At 71.0% G+C, this 21,650-nt stretch carries 21 protein-coding genes and 1 pseudogene; 10 read left to right on the top strand and 12 right to left on the bottom strand.

Going from position 1 to position 21,650, the window contains the following annotated elements; translation table 11 throughout:
• The first annotated feature begins 73 nt into the window (after nucleotides 1–73).
• Nucleotides 74–1,513 (top strand): dihydrolipoyl dehydrogenase family protein, encoded by a 1,440-nt coding sequence (locus tag DN051_RS04650; RefSeq protein ID WP_112438057.1) that lies wholly within the window; start codon nucleotides 74–76, stop codon nucleotides 1,511–1,513.
• A gap of 84 nt (nucleotides 1,514–1,597) precedes the next feature.
• Here DN051_RS04650 and DN051_RS04645 read toward each other — a convergent pair whose 3' ends face one another.
• From DN051_RS04645 to DN051_RS04625, 5 genes are all read right to left on the bottom strand, one after another.
• Nucleotides 1,598–2,056: a carboxymuconolactone decarboxylase family protein gene (locus DN051_RS04645; RefSeq protein ID WP_053756246.1), complete on the bottom strand. Its 459-nt coding sequence runs from the start codon at nucleotides 2,054–2,056 to the stop codon at nucleotides 1,598–1,600.
• A gap of 209 nt (nucleotides 2,057–2,265) precedes the next feature.
• Nucleotides 2,266–3,186, bottom strand: a complete 921-nt coding sequence (locus DN051_RS04640) for an NADP-dependent oxidoreductase (protein WP_199314884.1) — start codon at nucleotides 3,184–3,186, stop codon at nucleotides 2,266–2,268.
• A 197-nt stretch (nucleotides 3,187–3,383) separates the two neighbouring features.
• Nucleotides 3,384–4,274 (bottom strand): RNA polymerase sigma factor SigJ, encoded by an 891-nt coding sequence (gene sigJ, locus DN051_RS04635; protein WP_053756307.1) that lies wholly within the window; start codon nucleotides 4,272–4,274, stop codon nucleotides 3,384–3,386.
• Nucleotides 4,275–4,350: 76 nt separating this feature from the next.
• A complete protein-coding gene (gene trxB / locus DN051_RS04630; RefSeq protein WP_053756247.1) occupies nucleotides 4,351–5,346 on the bottom strand; it encodes a thioredoxin-disulfide reductase in 996 nt (331 codons plus the stop codon).
• Between the two features lie 82 nt (nucleotides 5,347–5,428).
• Nucleotides 5,429–6,100, bottom strand: a complete 672-nt coding sequence (locus DN051_RS04625; protein WP_053756248.1) for an RraA family protein — start codon at nucleotides 6,098–6,100, stop codon at nucleotides 5,429–5,431.
• A gap of 549 nt (nucleotides 6,101–6,649) precedes the next feature.
• Between DN051_RS04625 and msrA the strand changes: the two genes are divergently transcribed.
• Complete coding sequence (gene msrA, locus DN051_RS04620; protein ID WP_112438056.1) at nucleotides 6,650–7,162, top strand: peptide-methionine (S)-S-oxide reductase MsrA; 513 nt, start codon at nucleotides 6,650–6,652, stop codon at nucleotides 7,160–7,162.
• Nucleotides 7,163–7,276: 114 nt separating this feature from the next.
• Here msrA and DN051_RS04615 read toward each other — a convergent pair whose 3' ends face one another.
• Nucleotides 7,277–8,182 carry an NmrA family NAD(P)-binding protein gene (locus DN051_RS04615; protein WP_112438055.1) on the bottom strand — a complete coding sequence of 302 codons (906 nt, stop codon included), beginning with the start codon at nucleotides 8,180–8,182 and terminating at the stop codon, nucleotides 7,277–7,279.
• A gap of 260 nt (nucleotides 8,183–8,442) precedes the next feature.
• Between DN051_RS04615 and DN051_RS04610 the strand changes: the two genes are divergently transcribed.
• Entirely contained in the window at nucleotides 8,443–8,895 is a 453-nt protein-coding gene (locus DN051_RS04610; RefSeq protein ID WP_053756251.1) for a MarR family winged helix-turn-helix transcriptional regulator, read from the top strand.
• A gap of 95 nt (nucleotides 8,896–8,990) precedes the next feature.
• On the opposite strand, the gene DN051_RS04605 is transcribed toward DN051_RS04610, so the two are convergent.
• Nucleotides 8,991–10,751 (bottom strand): MOSC and FAD-binding oxidoreductase domain-containing protein, encoded by a 1,761-nt coding sequence (locus DN051_RS04605; RefSeq protein ID WP_112438054.1) that lies wholly within the window; start codon nucleotides 10,749–10,751, stop codon nucleotides 8,991–8,993.
• A gap of 250 nt (nucleotides 10,752–11,001) precedes the next feature.
• A pseudogene (locus tag DN051_RS04600) lies at nucleotides 11,002–11,496 on the bottom strand (CGNR zinc finger domain-containing protein); the annotation flags it as partial.
• A gap of 237 nt (nucleotides 11,497–11,733) precedes the next feature.
• Here DN051_RS04600 and DN051_RS04595 point away from each other — a divergent pair.
• Nucleotides 11,734–12,603: an alpha/beta fold hydrolase gene (locus DN051_RS04595; protein ID WP_112438053.1), complete on the top strand. Its 870-nt coding sequence runs from the start codon at nucleotides 11,734–11,736 to the stop codon at nucleotides 12,601–12,603.
• 49 nt (nucleotides 12,604–12,652) lie between these two features.
• A complete protein-coding gene (locus DN051_RS04590) occupies nucleotides 12,653–13,513 on the top strand; it encodes a DUF427 domain-containing protein (RefSeq protein ID WP_112438052.1) in 861 nt (286 codons plus the stop codon).
• A gap of 47 nt (nucleotides 13,514–13,560) precedes the next feature.
• Here DN051_RS04590 and DN051_RS04585 read toward each other — a convergent pair whose 3' ends face one another.
• Together DN051_RS04585 and DN051_RS04580 are read right to left on the bottom strand one after the other, a co-directional pair.
• Nucleotides 13,561–14,280: a hypothetical protein gene (locus tag DN051_RS04585; protein WP_112438051.1), complete on the bottom strand. Its 720-nt coding sequence runs from the start codon at nucleotides 14,278–14,280 to the stop codon at nucleotides 13,561–13,563.
• Between the two features lie 226 nt (nucleotides 14,281–14,506).
• The gene (locus tag DN051_RS04580) at nucleotides 14,507–15,169 is read right to left on the bottom strand and encodes a hemerythrin domain-containing protein (RefSeq protein ID WP_112438050.1); all 663 of its coding nucleotides are present in this window, start codon (nucleotides 15,167–15,169) and stop codon (nucleotides 14,507–14,509) included.
• A gap of 73 nt (nucleotides 15,170–15,242) precedes the next feature.
• Here DN051_RS04580 and DN051_RS04575 point away from each other — a divergent pair, with 73 nt between their 5' ends.
• A complete protein-coding gene (locus DN051_RS04575) occupies nucleotides 15,243–15,866 on the top strand; it encodes a TetR/AcrR family transcriptional regulator (protein WP_053756308.1) in 624 nt (207 codons plus the stop codon).
• Nucleotides 15,867–15,908: 42 nt separating this feature from the next.
• On the opposite strand, the gene DN051_RS04570 is transcribed toward DN051_RS04575, so the two are convergent.
• A complete protein-coding gene (locus DN051_RS04570; RefSeq protein ID WP_053756257.1) occupies nucleotides 15,909–17,015 on the bottom strand; it encodes a sensor histidine kinase in 1,107 nt (368 codons plus the stop codon).
• Nucleotides 17,015–17,677 carry a response regulator gene (locus tag DN051_RS04565; protein ID WP_053756309.1) on the bottom strand — a complete coding sequence of 221 codons (663 nt, stop codon included), beginning with the start codon at nucleotides 17,675–17,677 and terminating at the stop codon, nucleotides 17,015–17,017. Before DN051_RS04565 ends, DN051_RS04570 begins: the two co-directional genes overlap by 1 nt.
• 177 nt (nucleotides 17,678–17,854) lie before the next feature.
• Between DN051_RS04565 and DN051_RS04560 the strand changes: the two genes are divergently transcribed.
• From DN051_RS04560 to DN051_RS04545, 4 genes are all read left to right on the top strand, one after another.
• Complete coding sequence (locus tag DN051_RS04560; RefSeq protein ID WP_063797204.1) at nucleotides 17,855–18,694, top strand: histidine phosphatase family protein; 840 nt, start codon at nucleotides 17,855–17,857, stop codon at nucleotides 18,692–18,694.
• A gap of 66 nt (nucleotides 18,695–18,760) precedes the next feature.
• Nucleotides 18,761–19,228, top strand: a complete 468-nt coding sequence (locus DN051_RS04555; protein ID WP_053756258.1) for a nuclear transport factor 2 family protein — start codon at nucleotides 18,761–18,763, stop codon at nucleotides 19,226–19,228.
• 252 nt (nucleotides 19,229–19,480) lie between these two features.
• Complete coding sequence (gene lexA / locus DN051_RS04550; protein WP_162624853.1) at nucleotides 19,481–20,206, top strand: transcriptional repressor LexA; 726 nt, start codon at nucleotides 19,481–19,483, stop codon at nucleotides 20,204–20,206.
• Nucleotides 20,207–20,306: 100 nt separating this feature from the next.
• Nucleotides 20,307–21,647: a diacylglycerol/lipid kinase family protein gene (locus DN051_RS04545; protein WP_112438048.1), complete on the top strand. Its 1,341-nt coding sequence runs from the start codon at nucleotides 20,307–20,309 to the stop codon at nucleotides 21,645–21,647.
• Nucleotides 21,648–21,650 lie beyond the last annotated feature (3 nt).

Raw genomic sequence — 21,650 nt, 5'->3', positions numbered from 1 at the left:
GACACCAGGTGCCCGGGAGCACTCGCCCTCGTGACACAGACCCGCTGAACCGGAATGACACGCAGGAGCCGCTGTGAACGACACATCCCGCACCTACGACGTGGTCGTCATCGGCGCGGGCCCGGTCGGTGAGAACGTCGCCGACAGGACCCGCGCCGCGGGGCTCAGCACAGTGATCGTGGAGAGTGAACTGCTCGGTGGCGAGTGTTCGTACTGGGCGTGCGAGCCCAGCAAGGCACTCCTCCGGCCGGTCCTGGCACGCGCGGACGCCCGCCGGGTGCCGGGGCTGCGGAAGGCGGTGGAGGGGCCGCTGGACGTGCCCGCGGTCCTCGCGCACCGCGACGACATCGTCTTCCACTGGCACGACGAGGACCAGGTCGCGTGGCTGGACTCCATCGATGTCGCCCTGGTGCGCGGCCACGGCCGCCTCGACGGTCCCCGGCAGGTGGTGGTCACCACCCCCGACGGCGACACCGTGCGGCTCAGCGCCCGGCACGCGGTCGCCGTCTGCACCGGCACGGGCGCGGCGCTCCCCGACATTCCCGGTCTGGCCGAGGCGCGCCCCTGGACCAGCCGTGAGATCACCAGTGCCAAGGCGGTGCCCGGACGACTCGTCGTGGTCGGCGGGGGAGTCGTGGCCGTGGAGATGGCCACCGCCTGGCGTGCGCTCGGCTCCGAGGTGACCATGCTGGTCCGCGGCAGCGGACTGCTCCCGGGGCGGGAGCCGTTCGCCGGGGAACTCGTCGCGGAAGGGCTGCGCGAGGCGGGCGTCGACCTGCGCCTCGGGACCGCGGTCGCCTCGGTGGCGCGGGACGGCGGGCCCGACGGCGAGGTACGCGTCACACTGGGGGACGGCGATCAACTGGTGGCCGACGAGATCCTGTTCGCGGTCGGAAGGGCACCGCGCACCGAAGACATCGGCCTGGAGACCGTCGGCCTCACCCCGGGCGACTGGCTGAAGGTCGACCCGACCTTCCGGGTCAGTGCCGTGGAGGACGGGTGGCTCTACGCCGTGGGCGACGTCAACCACATCGTCCTGATGACACATCAGGGCAAGTACCAGGCCCGGATCGCGGGCGCCGTGATCGGGGCCCGGGCCAACGGTGAACCGGTCGACGAAAGCAGGTGGGGCAGGCATGTCGCGACCGCCGACAGCGAGGCCGTGCCCCAGGTGGTGTTCACCGACCCCGAGGTCGCGACCGTCGGTCTGACGGCCCAGGAGGCGGAACGCGAGGGCCGCCGGGTGAGGGTGGTGGACAACGACTTCCGCAGCGTGGCCGGCGCGGTCCAGTACGCGGAGGGATTCCGCGGCCAGGCCCGCATGGTCGTCGACCTGGACCGGGGCACCGTGGTCGGTGCCACCTTCGTGGGTCCGGGCGTCGCGGAACTGCTGTACTCCGCGACCGTCGCCGTCGTCAGCGAGGTGCCGGTCGAGCGACTGTGGCACGCCGTCCCCGCTTTCCCGACGGTCAGCGAGGTGTGGCTGCGGTTGCTGGAGACGTATCGCGGGTGATCACCCCCACGGGGCGTGGATGTCACGGCGCTCCGGCGGACCCGGTGGGTCGCCGGAGCGCCGGCACGTCTCGTGGTTGCCGGGTCAGCGCTCGACCGGGTAACGGCTGGTGATCGCGACGCGGTTGAAGGCGTTCATCAGCGTCGCCAGCCAGGACACCGCCGAGATCTGGTCCGCGGTGAGTACGGCAGCGGCGGCGTCGTACTCCTCGTCACGGACGTGACCGTCCTCCACCCGTGTGATCGCCTCGGTCAGCCGGAGGGCGGCGCGGTCGGTCTCGGAGTAGTAGCCGGCCTCCTCCCAGCCCGGCAGCACGGCGATCCGGTCCGGGTTCTCGCCCTTCCGCAGGGCGTCGCGGGTGTGCATGCGCAGGCAGAACGCGCACCCGTTGATCTGGGAGGCGCGGATCTTCAGCAGTTCGACCAGGAGGGGGTCCAGGCCCGCCGAGGCGGCGGCGGCCTCCACCTCCGACGACAGGGCGATCAGGGCCTTGTAGGCGGCCGGGTGCTGCTTTCCGATGTTCACGCGCTGTGTGTTCGACATGGTTCCTCGGGTTCCTTCGTGTGTTGCGCCACGGGGTGCGTTCCCGGGCGCGCCGTGGGGCGGTGGGTCGAGTGCGGCTGCACGTGCCGGTGCGGCACGGTCGCTGCCGGGGGCCGGCCGGTCCGCCGATCCGCGGGGGTGCTTCCCGGCCGGCGTGGTGGCGGCGGGGGGAGGCACTGGCGGCCCTGTCCGTCAGAAGCGAGTCCCGGTCAGTCCTCGGTGACGCGGATGATCGTCTTTCCGGGCGTGCGGGTGGCGGGGGCGAAAGCGTCTACCGCTTCGGCCAGCGGCCGTACACCACCGACCACCGGCTTGAGCCGGCCGTCCCTCAGCCGCGCGGCGAGTTCGGTGAGCCGGGCGCGGTCGGGTTCCACCACGAAGAAGACGGACCGGCCGTCCTTGGGCTGGACCCTGGGCTGCATGGCGATGGCGACGAGTGTGCCGCCGGCCCGCACCAGGGCGGCCGAGCGGTCCATGATGTCGCCGCCGATCACGTCGAGGACGACGTCGACCTCGCCGATGTCCTCCAGCGTGTCGTTCTGCAGGTCGACGAAGGTGTGGGCGCCGAGTTCCAGCGCCGTCTCCCGGTCGGCGGCCCGACCGGTGCCGATCACCTGCGCACCCGCCTCACGGGCGAGCTGGATCGCGACGGAGCCGACCCCGCCCGCGGCGCCGTGGATCAGGACGGTCTGGCCCGTCGTGAGGCGTCCGTGGTCGAACAGCCCCTGCCACGCGGTCAGGCCGGAGATCGGCAGCGCGGCGGCCACGGTGTGGTCGACGTCCGCGGGCAGGGGGGCGAGGTTGCGGGCCTCCACCGCCGTGTACTCGGCGAGCGATCCGTTGCGGGTCCAGTCGGTCAGACCGAACACCCGCTGGCCGACGCTCAGACCGGTGGTGCCGTACCCGAGCTCCACGACGACGCCCGACAGCTCGTGGCCGGGCACGCTCGGTGTCCGGTCGCGGCCGGCGCGGTCGGTCCACGTAGCCGGCCAGTCCAGCTCGCCGGGTGTGAAGCCGGCGGCGTGCACCCGCACGATCACGTCGTTCTCGGCCGCATGGGGGTGGGGCAGGTCCATCGGGGTCAGTCCGGCGATGCCGGCGGCCCGGTCCGAAACAGTGATGGCTTGCAAGATCAGGTCCTTACTGGGGAGGGGGTTCCACCGAGCGCCCGGCTCTCGGCATGCCGGGCCGCCGGCGGCACGTCGGAGAACGCGGCAGGTGGATGTATGCCGTACCGCACGATCGATCTCACCTGCCCTCGGATTCCTCGTCGTCCCGATGCGCGTTCTCATCAGGGAGACGACACAGCCCCTCCGGGTGTGACAGCTCAGACGTGAGCGAGCTTCTCCGGGTTCAGCACCCTGCGGTACGCGGTGATCAGACCGTCCGTGACCTGCAACGTGTCGATGGAGTAGACGCCTCCGTCGCGGCGGAACACCAGCGCGAGCTCGCCGCCGACCTCGATGAGGTCGATGGCGTCCGGACGCTGCTGACGTCCCACGCGCACCATCACCTCGGCGATGCGCTCACCGCCGTGGATGGCCTTGCGGGCCGCGGCGATCTTGCCGCCCCCGTCGGTGACGTAGACGGCGTCGGGGTGCAGGAGCCTGACCAGACCGGCCAGATCCCCGGACTCGTAGGCGGCGCGGAACGTCGCCAGGACCCGATCGCGCTCGGCCTTCGGCGCCTGCGGCGCGGACTCCTTCGCCTTGGCCACCCGCCGTCGCGCCCGTGAGGCGAGCTGCCGGGCGCTCGGCACGGCGACGTCCAGCACTTCCGCGATCCTTGCGAACTGGAGGCCGAAGACATCGTGCAGGACGAAGGCCACCCGCTCCGGAGGGCTCAGCTCCTCCATGATCAGCAGCATGGCGGAGCTCACGGACTCGTCGACGAGCACCGGTTCGGACGCGTCCGGACCGGTCAACAGCGGCTCCGGCAGCCACGGCCCCACATAGGTCTCCCGGCGCAGGCGAGCGCTCCTGAGGATGTCGTACGAGCGTCGCGCGGCCACTGTCACGAGCCAGGCCCGCAGGTCGGTGACCTTGCTCAGATCCGCTCCGGCGGCCCGCAGCCACACGTCCTGGGTCACGTCCTCGGCGTCGGCGAGCGTGCCCAGCAGCCGGTAGGCGACGCCGAAGACCGCGGGCCGGTGCGTCTCCCACTCGTTCTCGAGCGTGTCCTCCTGGCGCGACCGTCCAGGCGTGTGCCCGTCACCCATGCAGATCGTGACCTCCTCCACCTTCCGGACCCAGCGTAGTCACCGGGTTCCGGGATCCTTGCAGGCGGGCACGGGGTCAGTGCACGAGCTCGGCCACCGATATGGCTTCGAGGCGTGCCTCGTCGGCGGTCAGGCAGTCGTCCAGTGCCGTGAGGTACCGCTCGGCGTCGAGTGCCGCCGCGCAACCCGTGCCGGCGGCCGTGACGGCTTGCCGGTACTCATGGTCGACGACATCGCCGCAGGCGAACACGCCGTTCAGATTGGTCCGTGTGGACTGGCCCTCGACGGCCACGTATCCGGCGTGGTCCAAGGACACCTGGTCCTCGACCAGCTCGACGCGGGGATCGTGTCCGATCGCGATGAACACGCCGGTCACCGGCAGGTCGGTCTTCTCTCCCGTGTCCACGTGGCGCACGAGGACTCCGGTGACCTTGTCCTGTCCGAGAACGTCGACCACCTCGCGGTTCCACAGGAAACGGATCTTCTCGTTGCGGTGGGCCCGTTCCTGCATGATCTTGGAGGCGCGCAGCTTGTCACGGCGGTGCACGACGGTGACCGAGCGGGCGAACTTCGTGAGGAAGTTGGCCTCCTCCAGCGCGGAGTCACCGCCGCCCACGACCGCGACGTCCTGGTCCCGGAAGAAGAATCCGTCACAGGTGGCGCACCAGCTCACGCCGCGCCCGGACAGCCGCTTCTCGTTCTCCAGCCCCAGCTCGCGGTAGCTGGAGCCGGTGGCGAGGATGACCGCGCGGGCGCGGTGCGTTCGGCCCGTGCTGTCCACGAGTTCCTTCACCTCGCCGTCGAGGCGGGCCTCCACGATGTCGTCGGGGATCAATTCGGCGCCGAAGCGCTGGGCCTGGGACCTCATCTTCTCCATCAGTTCCGGACCCAGCACCGCTTCGGGGAACCCCGGATAGTTCTCCACGTCGGTGGTGTTCATGAGCGCGCCGCCGGCGGAGACGGCGCCTTCGAACACCAAGGGGCGCAGCAGCGCACGGGCCGCGTAGAGCGCGGCGGTGTAGCCGGCCGGACCGGAGCCGACGATGATCAGTTGCCGGACGGACTCATTCACGTTGATCACCTTTCTGCGCGGCCGCCCATGAATCGCGGGCGCGGCGGTGGCTGTCCGGCCGGTGGCCGGACGCCGGCCGGGACTACTCGAACCGGGCGTCGACGGCACCTTTTCGGACGCTCTCGACGAAGGCTTCCTCGTCCCGCACGATGCGGTTGGCCTCCTCGAACACGCTGATGACCTGTGCGGCGGGGATGACGACGGCGCCGGACCCGTCCGCGAACACGTAGTCACCGGGTCGGATGGTCACACCCGCCACGACGACCGGCCGGTTGGCCTCGTACGGTGTCACCACGTCGCCGCCCCACTTGGTCGTCTCCCCCCAGCAGTAGGCGGCGAAGTCGTACGTCGCGAGCTGCGGGAAGTCCCGGAGCCGGCCGTCGGCCAGGACGCCGGCGAGGCCGTGCGCCGCCAGCAGGGAGAGTTTGCCCCCACCTCCGAGGGACACACCGGTGTGGCCGTTGCCGGCCAGCACCAGCACGCCACCCTGCGCGCCCTCTCCGACGGCGTCGGTCAGCAGCCGGGTGAAGTTGTACCGCTCCGGTGGGAGCGCCTCCGCGCACGAAGGCAGATAGGAGACGGTCAACGCCGGGCCCAGCAGCACACGGCCGGGGGTCGGGCTCACCAGGTCGCCGATGTGACACACGTGCCGGTGAGCGCGGCCCATGGCGTCGACGACGTCGGGCGTACGCACGCGCGAGGCCAGGTCCCTCAGACCGGCGGTGTCGGCCGTGACGCCGGTGTTGTCTGCCATGAAACCTCCCGAGTCGACGAGCGACTTTGCGGGGCGACGGCGACGAGACGAGGTGAGCGGTCGGTGCCGGGTGGTGACGCCGAGCGACCCCGACTCGTGGGGGCGCGAGCGTTCCTCGCCTCACGGTACCCACAAGCTCAAAAGAATTCCTGAGCACGGTCCGCGGCCCTGGTCGTACGGCGCGCTCGCGGGCCGCGATCCGCCCCGGCGCGGCCGGGCGGGGCCACGTGCGGCGGCCCGCCGCAGGTGGTGGCGGTGACACGGGTGTTCCAGGGACGTAGCGTGTGGTGCGTAGGGGCGCGGCGACAGTCCCACGCCGACGGCGGTCCGTTTTCCCGGCGACCGAGTTCCCGGGCGGCAGGAGAGGGCGCCTTCACCTGCGCGTCGTCCGACGACCTTGGTGTCGGGGAGGTGCATGCCGCACAGGACAAATTCGACGGCGACCCGCTCTGCGGGCGCTTTTCCCACGCGGGGATCCGGCGCGTGAGGGGCACGGAACGCTCCCCCCGGTCCGTGGACACCACGATCACGCTAGTGCGGAGTACTGAGATGACAGGACAGACACAGAGGGCCGTTCTCGCGGGCGGATGCTTCTGGGGTATGCAGGACCTGATCCGGCGCCAACCCGGAGTGGTGTCGACCCGCGTCGGCTACACCGGCGGTGACGTGCCCGACGCCACGTACCGCAACCACGGTACCCACGCCGAGGGGATCGAGATCGTTTTCGATCCCGACCGGACCGACTTCCGCCGGCTGCTGGAGTTCTTCTTCCAGATCCACGATCCGACGACGAAGAACCGGCAGGGCAACGACGTCGGTCCGAGCTACCGCTCGGCGATCTACTACGTGGACGACGAGCAGAAGCGCACGGCCGAGGACACCATCGCCGACGTCGAGGCTTCGGGCCTGTGGCCCGGCGAGGTCGTGACCGAGGTCGAACCCGTCGGGCCGTTCTGGGAGGCCGAGTCCGAGCACCAGGACTACCTGGAGCGCTACCCCGAGGGGTACACCTGCCACTTCATCCGTCCGAACTGGCGCCTGCCCGTCCGCGCGAAGGGCTGACGACCCGTTCCCGTCCGGTCGTGTCGCGTCGTGCTTCCCACGACGACCCGACCGGACGGGCTGCCCGGGACCGTCTGAACCTCGGGGCGGGCCAACCGCTGCGGTCCGGTGTTGCTATCCGACGTAGAAGTCCCTGCGTTCGGCCACGAACGCCTCGACCGACTGCGCCGGTGTGCCCGTGACGCGTTCGACGTCCTGGGTGGCCCGGTCGTAGCGGTTCTCGCGATGCAGGCGGGCCATGGTGACGATGTGCTGTTCGGTGTGCGGAGGCAGGCCGACCTTGGCGAGCACCTCGGACCGCCACCGCTCCGGAGGCACGTCGACGTACGACACCGGACGCCCCAGGGCCCTGGAGAACTCGGCGGCCATCTCCGTCATGTCCATGGATCGGGGACCGGTCAGCTCGTAGACGTTGCCGACGTGCGGGGCGGGCTCGCGGAGCACGGTCGAGACGACGCGCGCGACGTCGGACACGGCGACCGGCGAGGTGCGTCCGGTGCCGAACGGCAGCGCGATCGTGCCGTTCTCCCGGATCGTCCGGGCCGGCAGCGCGGTGAACAGCGGATTGTCCAGGAAGGCCGTGGGCCGGATGTGCACCACCGGCAGGCCCGACCAGTCGAGGACCTGCTCGGCGAGCCAGTGCAGCCGCTGCTGGTGCGATTCCCCGGTGCTGGTCGCGGTCATCTGCGACACCGTCATCTGGGACATGGCGACCAGCCCGTCCAGTTGTCCGTGCTCCCGCGCCACGCTCGCCGCCACGGTCGCCGCCAGGAGGTGGTCCGGTGACACGGGCATCGCGAAGTACATCCTCGCGACACCCTCCAGCGCCGCCGCGACGGTCTCGGGTCGGGTCAGGTCGCCGACGACGACCTCCGCGCCGAGGTCGCGCAGCGCGGTCGCGCGCTCGTCGTCGCGCCGGACCATCGCGCGTACAGGTACGTCGTGCGCGCGCAGCGTTTCCAGGACGGTACGGCCGACGCCGCCGGCGTTGGCGATGAGGACGAGGTTGCTGGCCACCATGGGTCGATCTTCCCTTGAGCGTCGCGCCGGCGTGTGAGCACACGCGGCTGTGATGGGTGAGTGCTGTCGTGTGTGAAAGGTGCGGGTTCATGAAGCGCCGGGGCATCGGGCCGGACGGCGGCGCGCCGCAACTCCTGAAAGGAGGATATGCTCCTATTGCGCGAAATGCAAGAGATGTCTGCCATGTCTGACTCGCGTGGGCGCCCCTGGCGCTTAGGAGTATGTGCTCTTACCGTGGAGGGGAAGCTCTGGAGGACAACATGACCCCTGCGCCGACGAACCTGGTCGACAGCTGCAACAACCTGGCCCTGCGCAAGGCGGCCCGATACATCGGCGCGACCTACGACAAGGCGCTGAGCCCGGTGGGGCTGCGCGGCACCCAGTTCAGCATCCTGCAGAAGCTGAACGGGCAAGGAGAGATGACCATCTCCGCCCTGGCCGAGACGATCGCCATGGACCGCACGACGATGGCGTCGAACCTCAAGCCGCTCGCGCGTGAGGGCCTCGTGACCGTCGAACGGTCCGAAGCCGACCGCCGCGCGCGGATCGTGACGATCACGCCGGAGGGCCGCGCCCGGATGAGGGCCGCGACGCCCCTGTGGAAGGCCGTGCAGGAACGCTTCGAGGACAGTTTCGGCGCCGAGGAGGCGGCCAGGCTGCGGGTCTTGCTGGAGGCCGTCCTCGGCACCGGCTTCCAGCCCTGGGCCGAGTAGCGGGCGGGCGGTGGCCCCGCTGATCGGGTGCCGGGGGAGACGTACGGGCGGTGCGCGCCTCCTGGATGCCGGCGCCGATCGTGCCGCGGGGCCGGTCAGAGGTCGAGGACCACTTCCGTGGCCGGTTCGCTGCAGCAGACGAGGACCGTGCCGGCCTCGGGCGGTTCGAGGGGCGGCAAGGTGTATGCGACGTCGCCCGCCATCAGGTGCGTGACACATGTGTGGCACACACCGGTGCGGCAGGACCAGCGGGTGGGGATGTCGCAGGCTTCGGCGAGGTCGAGCAGCGAGGTGTGAGCGGGTGACCAGGGGGTCGTGATGCCGCTGCGGGCGAAGGTGACGAGCGGGCCGCTGCCGGTGGGCCCGGCCGGCTGGTGCGGGCGGACCGCGGTCGCGGAGGTGACGCCGGGATTGATGGCGGGCAGGGCGCTGAACTGTTCCGTGTGGATCCGCTCCGGGCGCAGCCCGTGCTCGCTCAGATGGTGCCGGAGGTCGTCCATGAAGACGGTCGGCCCGCACACATAGGCGTCGGCGTCGGTGGGGACGCCGTTGGCCGTGAGCGATCGGGCGGTCGGTCGGCCCCGGGTGATGTGGGACTCGCCGGGACGCGGGGTCTCGCGTGTGTAGTAGATGCACTCGTGGCCGTCGGGGAGTTCGGCCACGAGGGCGTGGGTCTCGGCCGCGAAGGCGTGGTGGGCGCGGTCGTGCGTGGTGTGGATCCACCAGACCGGGCGGGGGTCCCGGGTGGCGGCGAGCTTGTGCAGCATGGCGAGCACCGGGGTGGCACCGATCCCGGCGGAGACGAGCAGGACGGGTCGGGTGCTCGGTTCGAGCACGAACGTCCCGCGGGGGCTGGCGATGTCCACGAGGTCTCCGGCGCGGAGCGTGTCATGGATGTGGCCGCTGACTCTCCCGTGGGGTTCGTGCTTGACGCTGATGCGGTAGGTGTCGGTCGCGGGGGTGGACGACAGGGAGTAGCTACGTACCGCCGGGTCGGTGTCCCCGATGCTGAGGCGGATGGAGAGGTACTGGCCCGGGCGGGCTTCCGGCAGCGCGGTGCCGTCGGTGGTGTCGAGGTAGATCGACGAGATGGTGGGTGTCTCGGGGACGACGCGGGCGACGCGCATGGTCCGAAAGCCCGGCCACTGCGGCTCTGCCTCGGTCTGCCGGGTGCCGGAGCGTTCGCCCGCCCGACCGGCTTCCTGCTTCGGCTCCTGAGCGGCGGCGAGCTCGCGGAAGGACTGCTGCCATCCGGGGCTGAGGGCGGGGATGTCCAGTGCCTCGCTCAGCTTCGCGGGGTCGCGGTCGGGCAGGTAGAGCAGCGCGTCGGTGTCGGCGACGCTGAGCCGGTGCGGGCCCTTGCCGGTCAGAGTGATCTCGTCGCCGGCCTGGACGTGTCCCTCGGTGATCACGCGCAGGTAGAAGCCGGGGCGGTGGTGGGCGACCAGCAGGGAGGCCATCGTGGGTTCGCCGAGGCGCAGGCCGACGCGGTAGCAGGTGACACGCGGCTGCGTGACCTCGAACTCGGCCTCGCCGATGCGGTACCGGTCGCCGATGCACACGTCGTCGTCGGGCAGGCCGTCCACGGTGAAGTTCTCCCCGAACATGCCGAACGCCAGGTCGTCACGACCCAGCTGCGCGCGCCAGTACCGGTAGGAGTCCAGCTGGTAGACGAGGACGGCCCGGATCTCGCCGCCGTGCCCGGCCAGATCTCCCTGGCCGTCGCCGTCGACGTTCAGCCGCCGCACCATGCGGGGACCCTGGACGGGCGCTTTCCAGGCTCCGGTGTGAACGGTCCGCCCCTGCCAGGAGACGTCCTTCGGCATGCCTACGTTGACGGACAGCAGCGTCGCCATTGCGGACCTCCTGCTGGGTGGTCGGCCGGGTCGGTTCCCGATGGCGCCGTGAATCCGGATTCTGCGATCGGTGCGCCGCGCTCTGCGATCGGTGTGCTGCGTGCCTTGTGGCGAGCGCGCCGTGATCCGGGCGCCGGAAGCGATCCTAGTTTTGTGCCGCAGGCCCCGCGATTCCGTGATCATGGGTCAGGGCGCGTTCCGGGGCCGGCGACGCGGCCGCGGGAGCGGTCGGCGGCTGTTCGGCGGCCTCGCGGGTGCGCTGGTAGTGCCGCCGGGCCTTCATACGGTTGCCGCACACGGCCATCGAGCACCAGCGGGCCTTGTTGGTCTTGCTGCGGTCGATGAGGAACAGCCGGCACTCCGGGTTGGCGCACGGCCGCAGCCGGCCGGGGACCGTCTGCTGGAGCGTGCTCCACGCCATGACGGCGTCCACCGCCGGCCGGCGCTCGGCCGGGGCCTCCAGCTGCCACGACACTCCCGCGGGTGTGAGCTGCGGGCGGGACGTCACACCTTCCAGGAGCGGAGCCAGCGACGTGGCGGGCTCGCTGCCGCGCACCACGTCCTGGAGCGTGTCGCGCGCCCGCACGAGGTGGTGGAGTTCGTCGGCGGTTCCGCTGCCGCCGTGGGCCTGCTGCCACGACCTGGCCGCTTCGGGGTCCGCCAGCCGGTCCTGGACCACGCCGTCGACCACCGGCGTGGTGTTGAGGAGTTCCAGCAGTACGTCCTGCTGCTCTCGGTCGGTCACCGACACACCTCCTAACCTGATTGATTCACTTGACAGGTTACATCGGCTCGCGCCCGGTGCGCCGGCTGATGCCCCGCCACGGGTCGAGGCTTGAGGTGGGGTGGCCGTGCCGTCCGCTGAATGCCGCAGCACCCCGCGCCCACCGGTCCAATATAACCAGCAAAAGCTCCTTGACTGGTTAGGCCTGATGTGCTCCACTCGATATAACCGCTAAAGCTCGCTAGAAGGGTTAGGAATATGGGTTCCGCAGTCCATCACCGCACCGTCGGCGTCAACGGCCTGGACGTCTTCTACCGGGAAGCCGGTGACCCCGAGGCGCCGGCCCTCGTGCTGCTCCACGGCTTCCCGACCAGTTCGCACATGTTCCGGCATCTCATCCCCGCGCTCGCCGACCGCTACCACGTGATCGCCCCCGACCACATCGGGTTCGGCCAGTCGGCGATGCCCACCCCGCAGGACTTCCCGTACACCTTCGACGCCTTGACGGAGGTGACCTCCGGCCTGCTCCGGCAACTGGGCATCGACCGGTTCGCGATGTACGTGCAGGACTACGGCGCCCCCATCGGCTGGCGGCTCGCCCTCCAGGCCCCGGACCGCGTCACGGCGATCATCACGCAGAACGGCAACGCCTACGAGGAGGGCTTCGTCAAGCCGTTCTGGGACAACGTCTTCGCGTACACCGACGCACCGGGACCGGAGACCGAAGGCCCGATGCGTGCCGCCCTGACCCCGGAGATCACCCGCTGGCAGTACGTGAACGGTGTCGCCGATCCCAGCCTGGTCAGCCCCGACAGCTGGGTCCACGACCAGGCGCTGCTGGACCGGCCCGGCAACGACGAGATCCAGCTCAGGCTGTTCCGCGACTACCCGACGAACGTGGACCTCTATCCGCAGGTCCACCAGTACTTCAGTGACTCCCAGGTCCCCCTCCTCGCGGTATGGGGCGCCAACGACGAGATCTTCGGTCCGGCGGGAGCCGAGGCGTTCCGCAGGGACCTGCCCGATGCCGAGGTCCATCTGCTGGAGTCGGGTCACTTCGCGCTGGAGAGCCATCTCGACACCATCGCCGGCCACATCCGCGACTTCCTGGCCCGCGTTCTCGACTGACACCCGGGGCGCCGACCACCCGTGCGCCCCGTACCCGAAAGGCATCGCCATGGGACTGTCCTGGCAGCAAGGCCCCCTGTCCGCAGGCGCCGTCGGGCACTTCCTCACCCCCGAGCCCGTCCCCGAGCGGCTGTTGTTCGCCGAGCGGCTGCGCCGCCGCATGCGGGTCAGGTTCAACAACACCTGGATCGCCGACAGCGAGAACGTCGTGCTGCTGCACGAGCCGGGCCGCTACCCCGTCGCCTACTTCCCCCGCGAGGACGTCGACGGGGAGGCCCTGGTCGAGAGCGGCAGGGTCACCCACCACAAGGACCTCGGCGACACCGCCTGGTACACGGTGCGCGCCGGAGACCGCGGTACCGAGCGCGCCGCCTGGGAGTTCACCGCGCTGCCCGGCCACGCGGCCGACCTCCAGGGCCGGATCGCCTTCGCCTGGCGTGCGATGGACGCCTTCTACGAGGAGGACGAACGCGTCCTCGGACACGCCGCCGATCCGTACCACCGCATCGATCTCCGCGACACCTCACGCACCCTGGAAGTGCGCCTCGACGGCACCGTGGTGGCCCGCTCCGAACATCCCGTGGTGCTCTACGAGTCGGGATTCGCCCCTCGCTGGTACGTCCCGCGGGCCGACATCGACGAGACCGTGCTGTGCCCCGTCGAGGGCCGGACCTTCTGCCCGTACAAGGGTCTGTGCGACTACTACGACATCGGGGACGCGCATCGCGCGGCCTGGTCGTATCCCGACGCCTGCCGGGAGGTCGACCGGATCAGCGGTCTGGTGTCGTTCGAACCGGACAAGGTCGAGGTCCGTCTCGACGGCAGGCGCCTGGACCTCGAACAGGGGCAGATCGTCGTGCCCCACGGCATCGACCGCGGTCTGGAGGCCGACGAGGCCGAGTCCCACTGACGCGCGCCCGCGGCGACGGCTCCGGGTGGCGTACGACGTGTGCCCGACTATCGTGCGGACTCGGCGTCCCTGTCCGAACCGAAGACGGTGACCGTGTCGATGAGGTCCCCATCGAGGCGGAGGACCTCCAGACCGACTGCCGTCCTGTTGCCCGCGAACCCGAAGTCCCAGGTCCAGAGGATGAATTCCCTGTTCCGGGTGTGGCTCACGACCCGGCTCCTCAGCGGTGGAGCTTTGCGCCGCACGACGTCGATGTACTCGTTGAGGACCTCGCGGCCCACGAACACGTCGTCGGGCTCCATGAACCTGATGCCCTCGGTGTAGATCCCCGCCATCGCCTCGGCGCGCTCGGTCGGGTCCGGCATCATCCAGACCTCCAGGTGCCGGGCTATGAGCACTCTGGCGCGGTCCGACCCGTCGGTCAGTGTGAGGTGGAGCCGGGAGATCCGTCCGTCCGCGTCCACGGCGGCGGTGACCTGGCCCTCGCCGTGGCATCCGTGGCCGTGCTGATCCTGTCCGGACCGGCTCCACCAGCCGGTGACGGAGCCGTCGGCGCCCACGGAGGACGTCCACCGGTGCTTGGACCGCGCCCACTTGGCCGCCTGCGCGACATGGAGGTCGACGGCCGGATTCCGGCCCTGGACCATCTCCCCGCTGTGCATCAGCAGTACGTTCTCGGCGAGGACGTCACGCAGGTCGGCCAGGTCCGCGGGGTGACCGCCGGCCGAGTCCACGATCTCGAAATAGCGGTCGAGTACGGTCGTCATGCTCGAAGTTCTTTCTGAGGGCGCCCGTCGGAAGACGCGCTGATCATTGTGTCGGTGAAGTCGAGCGAGGCGGGGGAGCCGACGAGACCGCCTGCCGGCCGGCGGGGCCGGCGCGGGAGAGGCCGATGACGGCGGCACCGCGGGCGGGGCCGGAAGTGCGACCGCGACAGTGAGGTCGACCTTCGGACGGGGCGTGTGCCGCGTCCGGACGCCCGGCGGGTGAAGGTCAGGATGCGGCGCGCAGGACCCGGAGGTCGTCCGCCGCTTGCCGGCGCATGGCGGGGAGGAGTGGCCGGACCGGTTCCGGCAGACCCGCCAGGACCAGTTCCACCTCGGCGGGTGTGCCCACCTCGTCGAGGAGACCGACCATCAGGTGTCCGGCCACCGGTGGCGTGGTGGCGATCACCCGCCGCGCGAAGTCCTGCCATTCGGCGGGGCTGATGTGGTCGCGCAGCGCCGGGAGGAGGAGCGGCTCCTCATGAGCGAGGTGCTCGTGCACCGTGTCGCGCAACGCGGCCGCAGCGTCCCGCAGTGCCGTCCGGACGGCGGCCATGGCGTCGCCGTCCGCCACCGCGTCCTCGCGCAGGATCACCGCGGACAGCACGTCGAGTTCCTCGTCCAGGCGCTCGTGCTGCTCGCTGAGGGCCTCGAGCGCGTGCCGTGTGTCCGGCGCCGCCGCGATGATCCGCGGCCACAGGTCGTTGTCCTCGGTCTCGTGGTGATGGCCGAGGTTCGCGACGACGAAGTCGCGCAGCTGGGCCAGCGCGGTGAGGGGGACCGAGGGATCGACTGCCGCGTCGGCGAGCAGCGTGGTGGCGGCGCGGTGGACCTCATGAGCAAGACGTGTCTCGACGACCGCCGTGGGGTGCTCCGGGGCTTCTTTCGTCATGCGTAAGATCATATTCATTAGAGGCTTTTATCGTCAATAAAGTGACTCATTGTGGATGGTGTATGCTTCGTCGGTGAGCATTCGGAAGTACAACTCCCCCCGCCGCACCGACTCGGCAGCCGCCACACGCGGGGCCATCCTGAGCAACGCGCACACGCTGTTCCTGGCGCGCGGGTACGCCGGGGTCACGATCGGGGAGATCGCGGAGGCGGCGAGGGTCGCCGTGCCGACGGTGTACACCAGCGTGGGGAACAAGCCCAGCATCCTCACCGAGCTGCTCAAGCCCGCCCTGACCGAACCGGCCATCGCCGACACCCTCGCCGCGGTGGAGGCCGCCGACGATCCCCGCGCGGTCGTCGAGCTGACCGCCGAGGGCACCCGGCTCACCCATGAACGCCACTGGGACCTCGTGTACGGCCTCTTCTACCGGAACCCGCCCGGGGAGCCCGCGGTCAAAGCCGTCCTGGACAAAGGAGCCGACGACTACGTCCAGGCGCTGACCCGGGTGGCCGACCGCCTCGTGGAACTCGGCGCCCTGCGCGGCGACGTCTCCCGCGAGGAGGCCGTCGATCTGCTGTGGTTCCACCTCGGCCCGCACGCCTGGATGACACTCGTCGGCGAACGGGCCTGGCCGTTCGACCGCGCCCAGGCCTGGACCGCCCGCTCAGCGTGCCAGGCACTGCTGAAGGACCACTGAGGCCCCGGGGCCGAGAAGGCACGCGGCGCCCGGCCGACCCGTTCACGGGGCCTTCTTCACCGGCAGCACCAGGCGCAGCTCGTAGCCGCCGTCCGGGGTCGGACCGGTGCTGACGGTGCCGCCGAGGAGGGCGGCACGCTGCCGCAGGGCGACCAGGCCGTACTCCGCGCCGGGCAGCGGAAGCGCAGGCCGGGTGGGCGCGGTGTTGCTGACCTTCAGATGGACGGCGTTGCCCTCGTAGGTCAGGCGGACGGTGGCGGTGGCGCCGGGGGCGTGTTTGCGTACGTTGGTCAGCGCCTCCTGGACGGTGCGGTAGACGGCGCGCTGGAGCGTCGGCGGAAGGCCGTCGGGCAGTTCCGCCTTCAGCTCGGCGTCGATGCCACTGCTGTCGATCAGTCGCCGCAGATCCGTCAGGGACGGCTGCGGAGTCAGTTCCGTCGGGCGGCCGTGGGAGTCGCGCAGCACATTGACCATGTGCCGCAGCTCGTCGAGCGTCTGCACGCTCATCCGCCGGATCGTCGCCGCGGCCCGCTTGACCTCGGTGTCCTGCGCGCCGACCTGGAGCGCACCGGCCTGCACGGCGATCAGGCTGACCTGGTGGGAGACCACGTCGTGCATCTCGCGGGCGAGCTTGGCGCGTTCCTCGGCCAGGACGGCCTGAGCGCTCAGCCTGCGCTCGTGATCACGCGCCTGGGAGATCTCGGTGAGCCGCAGCGACAGGTCCCGCCGGGCCTGTACGAGCTGCCCCAGGAAGATGGGAGCCGCGGCCGTCGCGGCCGTATAACCGAGCGTGATCAGACCCGACGGGCTCCAGAGATTCAGCGACGGCCCCGGGGTCCAGTCGGTCATGTCGCTGAGCGTGTACGCCATCCCGCAGGCGGCCAGCAGGGTCCGGCGCCGGGTGAACGTGGCCAGGGTGTACAGCGCCGCCAGACAGGCGAAGATCGCGTCCGAGAAGACCACGGCGGGCAGGGTCAGCACGAAGGTGAGCATCGGCAGCCGCCGACGCAGTACGAGCGCGCTGGCCGCGAACAGGGCCAGGGCCAGGCGCTTCGGCTCGTCCGGCTCGACGTGCACCCAGACGTCGAGCAGTGCCGCCGCGACGAACGCGGCGTCACGCAGTACGCCGGCCGACGGGCGGGGGATCATCATGGCTCCGGCTCGCGGGGTGGTCTGAGCAGTCCGGCCCGTTCGGCGACCACGACCGCCTGGACGCGACTGCCCACCTCCAGTTTGGTGAGGATGGCGCTCACATGGTCCTTCACCGTGCCGGTGCTCAGATGCATCCGCTCGGCGATGTGCGCGTTGGACAACCCCTCAGCGATCAGGACGAGGACGGTGCGCTCACGATCGGTGAGCCGCTCCACCCCGCGCACGGACGGTCGCTGACCACCGGCTTCGAGATATCCGTCCACCACGGTCCGCGTCACCTTGGACGAGAGCACCGTGCCCCCGTCCGCCAGGGAACGCACCAGGAACGGCAGCTCCTCGGGGTCGGTGTCCTTGAGCAGGAAGCCCGCCGCGCCCCGGCGCAGCGCCGTGGCCACGTATTCGTCCATGTCGAACGTCGTGAGCATGGCCACCACCGGGGGCTCCCGGAGCCGGCACAGATCCGCCAGGACGGTGAGTCCGTCCACGTCCGGCATACGGATGTCCAGCAGCACCACGTCGGGACGCGTCTCCTGCGTCGTCCGGACGGCGTCTCCCCCTGGAACCGCTCCCACGACCTCGATCTCGTCCGCGGCGTCCAGGATGCGGCTGAACCCCGTACGGATCAGGGCCTCATCGTCGACCACCAGTACCCGGATCACGTGCGCTCCCACCAACGATCGGACCACTCTCCGTCGTACCACGCCGACCGGCGGCGCGCTTGCCCACACGGGCGACCCTCCAGGTGGCTGGGCTCCGGCCAGCCAGTCGGCGGGGATGTTCCGGACTTGTGCCGGATGGTTTCCGCGAGCCGGTCTGGCGAAGCTGGAGAACGTGACGTGCAACGTGTCGACCGCCGCGCGCCGTGCATCGGCGCCGGTGGCCGCGGCAGGGCCGCTCACGGGCGTCGGCAGGACGCCGCCACCGCCACCGGCCGGGCAGTCCGGGGCGGTGCCGCATCCTCCGGCGTCACGCAGGACCACGCCGATCTGGAGGGCAGCCGAATGACGATCCGCCTGACACTCCTTTGCGCGCACCGCCCGGCCACCTCGACTGAGGCGGTCCTGGGCGACACGTCACTGACAGAGCGCGATCTCCCCGAGGCGGGCGCGGCCCTCGCGGCGCTTCCACCCCACTTCTCCGCCGTACGGTCGCCGTCGACCCGCTGCGCCTTCACCGCCGCCTTCCTCGGGCTCAAGCCCGCGGTGGAGCCGGCGCTGCGCGACCTCGACCACGGCACATGGCGCGGGCGCAGGCCCGCCGAGATAGTGGCGACCGATCCCTACGGGTACAGCGCCTGGCTCACCGACCCCGACGCCGCACCGCACGGAGGGGAGACGGTGCGCCGCCTCTGCGCCCGGACCGGGGACTGGCTCGGCTCCCTGACGTCGCAGACGGGCCGGGTCCTGGCGGTCGTGGAGCCGACCGTCGCCCGGGCTCTGATCGTGCAGGCCCTGTCCGCGCCGGTACGAACCTTCTGGAACCTTCAGACCCCACCCCGGCGCACCGTGAGCCTGATGTGGCGGGACGGCGTCTGGAGCGTCGGCACGCCGACCGCCGTCGTGTACCGCTCGGACGCGGACCTCGGACCGTACGGCGCCTGGTGGCGCGAGCCGCGCCCGGACCGCTTCACCGCACTCGTGGGGCAGCGCGGCACGGGCGCGGTGGTCGGCGGGTGACCGGAGCGTCATCGCGCGACCGATGATGCCCGCCCGGGCGTGGGTGCTTCGTCCCGGGAGGAAACCATGAGCACACGTCCACCCCTGCCGCCGTTCACGCGGGAGACCGCCGTCGAGAAGGTCCGCCTGGCTGAGGACGCGTGGAACACCCGCGATCCGCGGAAGGTGGCGCTCGGCTACTCCGAGGACTCGCGCTGGCGCAACCGGGCGGAGTTCGTCCACGGACGCGACGAGATCGTCGCCTTCCTGACCCGCAAGTGGAACCGGGAGCTGGACTACCGGCTCATCAAGGAACTGTGGGCCTTCGACGGAAACCGCATCGCGGTGCGGTTCGCCTACGAGTGCCACGACGACTCCGGCCAGTGGTACCGCTCGTACGGCAACGAGAACTGGGAGTTCGGCGAGGACGGCCTGATGCGCGTCCGTCTCGCCTGCATCAACGATCTGCCGATCGCGGAGGCCGACCGGAAGTACCACTGGCCCATCGGCCGGCGCCCCGACGACCATCCCGGCCTCAGCGATCTCGGCTTCTGACGGCGGGTTCCGAGCCGGGGCCGGCAGCAGCGGCGTACGGCCCGCCCTGACCGAGGCGGGTCGTACGCCGCTGCGCCGAGGTCCGACCACCCGTGCGACGTGCACCCTCCCTCTCGCGAGCAGCCACGTGAAGTGGCTGCTCGGCCGTGTTCCGGCGGCCCGCGCCCCGAGTGACGTCGCCGTGCGACAGGACCTCCGACCGGCGCCTGATCGGAGCCGACGGTAGTCGGGATTCGACACGGTGTTCCATTTATGGGGGATGGCAGGTTAGGGTCGATCCGAACGATCTTGTACGGAGGTGCCCAGATGGAGAACAGCGCGCCGGCACGTCGGGGCCGCCCACCGGGCACCCGGAACACCGAGGGCGAGCTGACCAGCCGCCAGGCGGCCATCGTCCGGTACATCACGGAGACGGTGGCCCGGCTCGGCTACCCTCCGTCGATGCGGGAGATCGGCGAGGCCGTGAACCTCGCCAGCACCTCCTCGGTCGCCCACCAGTTGATGGCGCTGGAGCGCAAGGGGGTCCTCTACCGCGATCCGCACCGTCCCCGCGCCTACCGGGTCCGGTCCGCGTGGGCGCCGGACCTGGGCAGCAGGAGCGAGGCTCCCGTCGAGGTTCCGCTCGTCGGCCGGATCGCCGCCGGAGCACCCCTGCTCGCGGAGGAGATGATCGAGGACGTCTACTCCCTGCCCCGCCAGATCGTCGGCGACGGCGATCTGTTCGCTCTCACGGTGTCCGGCGACTCCATGATCGAGGCGGCGATCTGCGACGGCGACATCGTGACGGTCCGGCGGCAGGACAGCGCCGACCACGGCGACATCGTGGTCGCGCTCCTGGAGGACGAGGCCACCGTCAAGGTGCTGCGCCTCCAGGACGGACGGGTCTGGCTCATGCCGCGCAACCCGTCCTACGAGCCGATCCCCGGTGACGAGGCACAGATCCTCGGCAAGGTGGTCGGCGTCCTGCGCCTGCTGTAGCGGGGCCTGGTTCCGCGGCGGTGCGCGACGCAGCCACCCACCGTGGACATGCCGCCCGTGGTGACCGCTCGTAGCCTGAGAGTCGAGCGGGAGGTTGCCCATGAACAGGCGCTGGACCGCGCGGCTCGCCCTCGCGTCGGGCGTGGCGGCCGTTGCCGTACTGCTGGTCTTCGCGGGGATCGCGAGCGTGGTCCTGGTGGCGGTGGGGCTGGCCGGGATCGCGCTGACCGCCGCCGGTATCTGGTGGCTGCTCACCCACACCGGCTGGGTCCGGGCGCTGGCCGCACTGCTGGTCGTCGCCGCGCCGATCACCGTCCTGGTGCTGTACGCCGCCGCCGGGCTGCTGTGGGTCGTACTGGTCTCGCTCGGTCTGTGGTCGCTGGCCCTGTCCGCGGGCCGGGCCGCACTGACCGACGGCGGCGCGCCCGGCATGCCCGAGCGGTCCGCCGGCCGGCCCGAGCACCCGTTCCTGATCATGAATCCGCGCTCCGGCGGCGGAAAGGTCGAGAAGTTCCACCTGGCCGAGCGGGCCAGGGAGCTCGGCGCCGAGGTCGTCGTGCTGGACCCGGACCATCGCCAGGACGTGGCCGAACTGGCCCGGCGGGCCGTGCGGGACGGAGCCGACCTGCTCGGGGTCGCGGGCGGCGACGGCACCCAGGCCCTGGTCGCCGGTGTGGCCGCGGAGAACGACATCCCCTTCATGGTGATCAGCGCCGGCACCCGCAACCACTTCGCCATGGACCTGGGCCTGGACCGGCAGGACCCCTCGACCTGTCTGGCGGCCCTGTCCGACGGTGTCGAGATGCGGGTCGACCTGGGACACATCGAGGCGGGCGAGGCGAACGGCGAGACCACCGAGCGCGTCTTCGTCAACAACGCCTCGTTCGGTGCCTACGCGGCCGTGGTGCAGAGTCCCGCCTACCGCGACGACAAGGCCCGCACCGTCCTGGAGACGCTGCCCGACCTGCTGACCCACCACGCCGGGGCCCGGCTCAGGGTCCGGGCCGGTTCCCTCACCCTGAACGCCCCGCAGGCACTGCTGGTGAGCAACAACCCCTACGGGCGCGGCGACTCGGCGGGCCTCGGGCGCCGGGAACGACTGGACTCCGGCGAACTGGGCGTGCTGGGCGTCGACGTCGCCAGCGCCGCCGAGGCGACGGAACTGCTGCTGCGCGGCGGGCGGGGGCGCGGGCTGACCGTCGCCACGGCCCGGGAGGTCGTCATCGACGCCGACGCCCCCGTCATCCCGGTCGGCGTCGACGGCGAGGCGCTGCTTCTGCGCACCCCGGTGCGCTGCCGTCTGCCGTCCCGTGAGCTGCGTGTCCGCGTGCCCCGGCACCGTCCGGGGGTGCCCCACTCGGCCCCGCCCGTGGACTGGCGCAGGGTGCGGCGCCTGGCACTCACGATGGGCCGGACGGCGGCGGGACGCGAGCCTGCGTAGCCC

Origin of the sequence: Streptomyces cadmiisoli, assembly GCF_003261055.1 — a bacterium.
Lineage (GTDB): Bacteria > Actinomycetota > Actinomycetes > Streptomycetales > Streptomycetaceae > Streptomyces > Streptomyces cadmiisoli.
Note: the sequence above shows the minus strand (reverse complement) of the source record. Positions and strands in the feature narration are given on the sequence as shown.

Excerpts from the sequence above, each read along its gene's own strand:
- DN051_RS04645 (WP_053756246.1), bottom strand. The coding sequence starts at position 2,056 with ATGTCGAACACACAGCGCGTGAACATCGGAAAGCAGCACCCGGCCGCC.
- sigJ (WP_053756307.1), bottom strand. The coding sequence starts at position 4,274 with ATGGGTGACGGGCACACGCCTGGACGGTCGCGCCAGGAGGACACGCTC.
- DN051_RS04625 (WP_053756248.1), bottom strand. The coding sequence starts at position 6,100 with ATGGCAGACAACACCGGCGTCACGGCCGACACCGCCGGTCTGAGGGAC.
- msrA (WP_112438056.1), top strand. The coding sequence starts at position 6,650 with ATGACAGGACAGACACAGAGGGCCGTTCTCGCGGGCGGATGCTTCTGG.
- DN051_RS04615 (WP_112438055.1), bottom strand. The coding sequence starts at position 8,182 with ATGGTGGCCAGCAACCTCGTCCTCATCGCCAACGCCGGCGGCGTCGGC.
- DN051_RS04610 (WP_053756251.1), top strand. The coding sequence starts at position 8,443 with ATGACCCCTGCGCCGACGAACCTGGTCGACAGCTGCAACAACCTGGCC.
- DN051_RS04605 (WP_112438054.1), bottom strand. The coding sequence starts at position 10,751 with ATGGCGACGCTGCTGTCCGTCAACGTAGGCATGCCGAAGGACGTCTCC.
- DN051_RS04595 (WP_112438053.1), top strand. The coding sequence starts at position 11,734 with ATGGGTTCCGCAGTCCATCACCGCACCGTCGGCGTCAACGGCCTGGAC.
- DN051_RS04590 (WP_112438052.1), top strand. The coding sequence starts at position 12,653 with ATGGGACTGTCCTGGCAGCAAGGCCCCCTGTCCGCAGGCGCCGTCGGG.
- DN051_RS04585 (WP_112438051.1), bottom strand. The coding sequence starts at position 14,280 with ATGACGACCGTACTCGACCGCTATTTCGAGATCGTGGACTCGGCCGGC.
- DN051_RS04580 (WP_112438050.1), bottom strand. The coding sequence starts at position 15,169 with ATGACGAAAGAAGCCCCGGAGCACCCCACGGCGGTCGTCGAGACACGT.
- DN051_RS04570 (WP_053756257.1), bottom strand. The coding sequence starts at position 17,015 with ATGATCCCCCGCCCGTCGGCCGGCGTACTGCGTGACGCCGCGTTCGTC.
- DN051_RS04555 (WP_053756258.1), top strand. The coding sequence starts at position 18,761 with ATGAGCACACGTCCACCCCTGCCGCCGTTCACGCGGGAGACCGCCGTC.
- lexA (WP_162624853.1), top strand. The coding sequence starts at position 19,481 with ATGGGGGATGGCAGGTTAGGGTCGATCCGAACGATCTTGTACGGAGGT.
- DN051_RS04545 (WP_112438048.1), top strand. The coding sequence starts at position 20,307 with ATGAACAGGCGCTGGACCGCGCGGCTCGCCCTCGCGTCGGGCGTGGCG.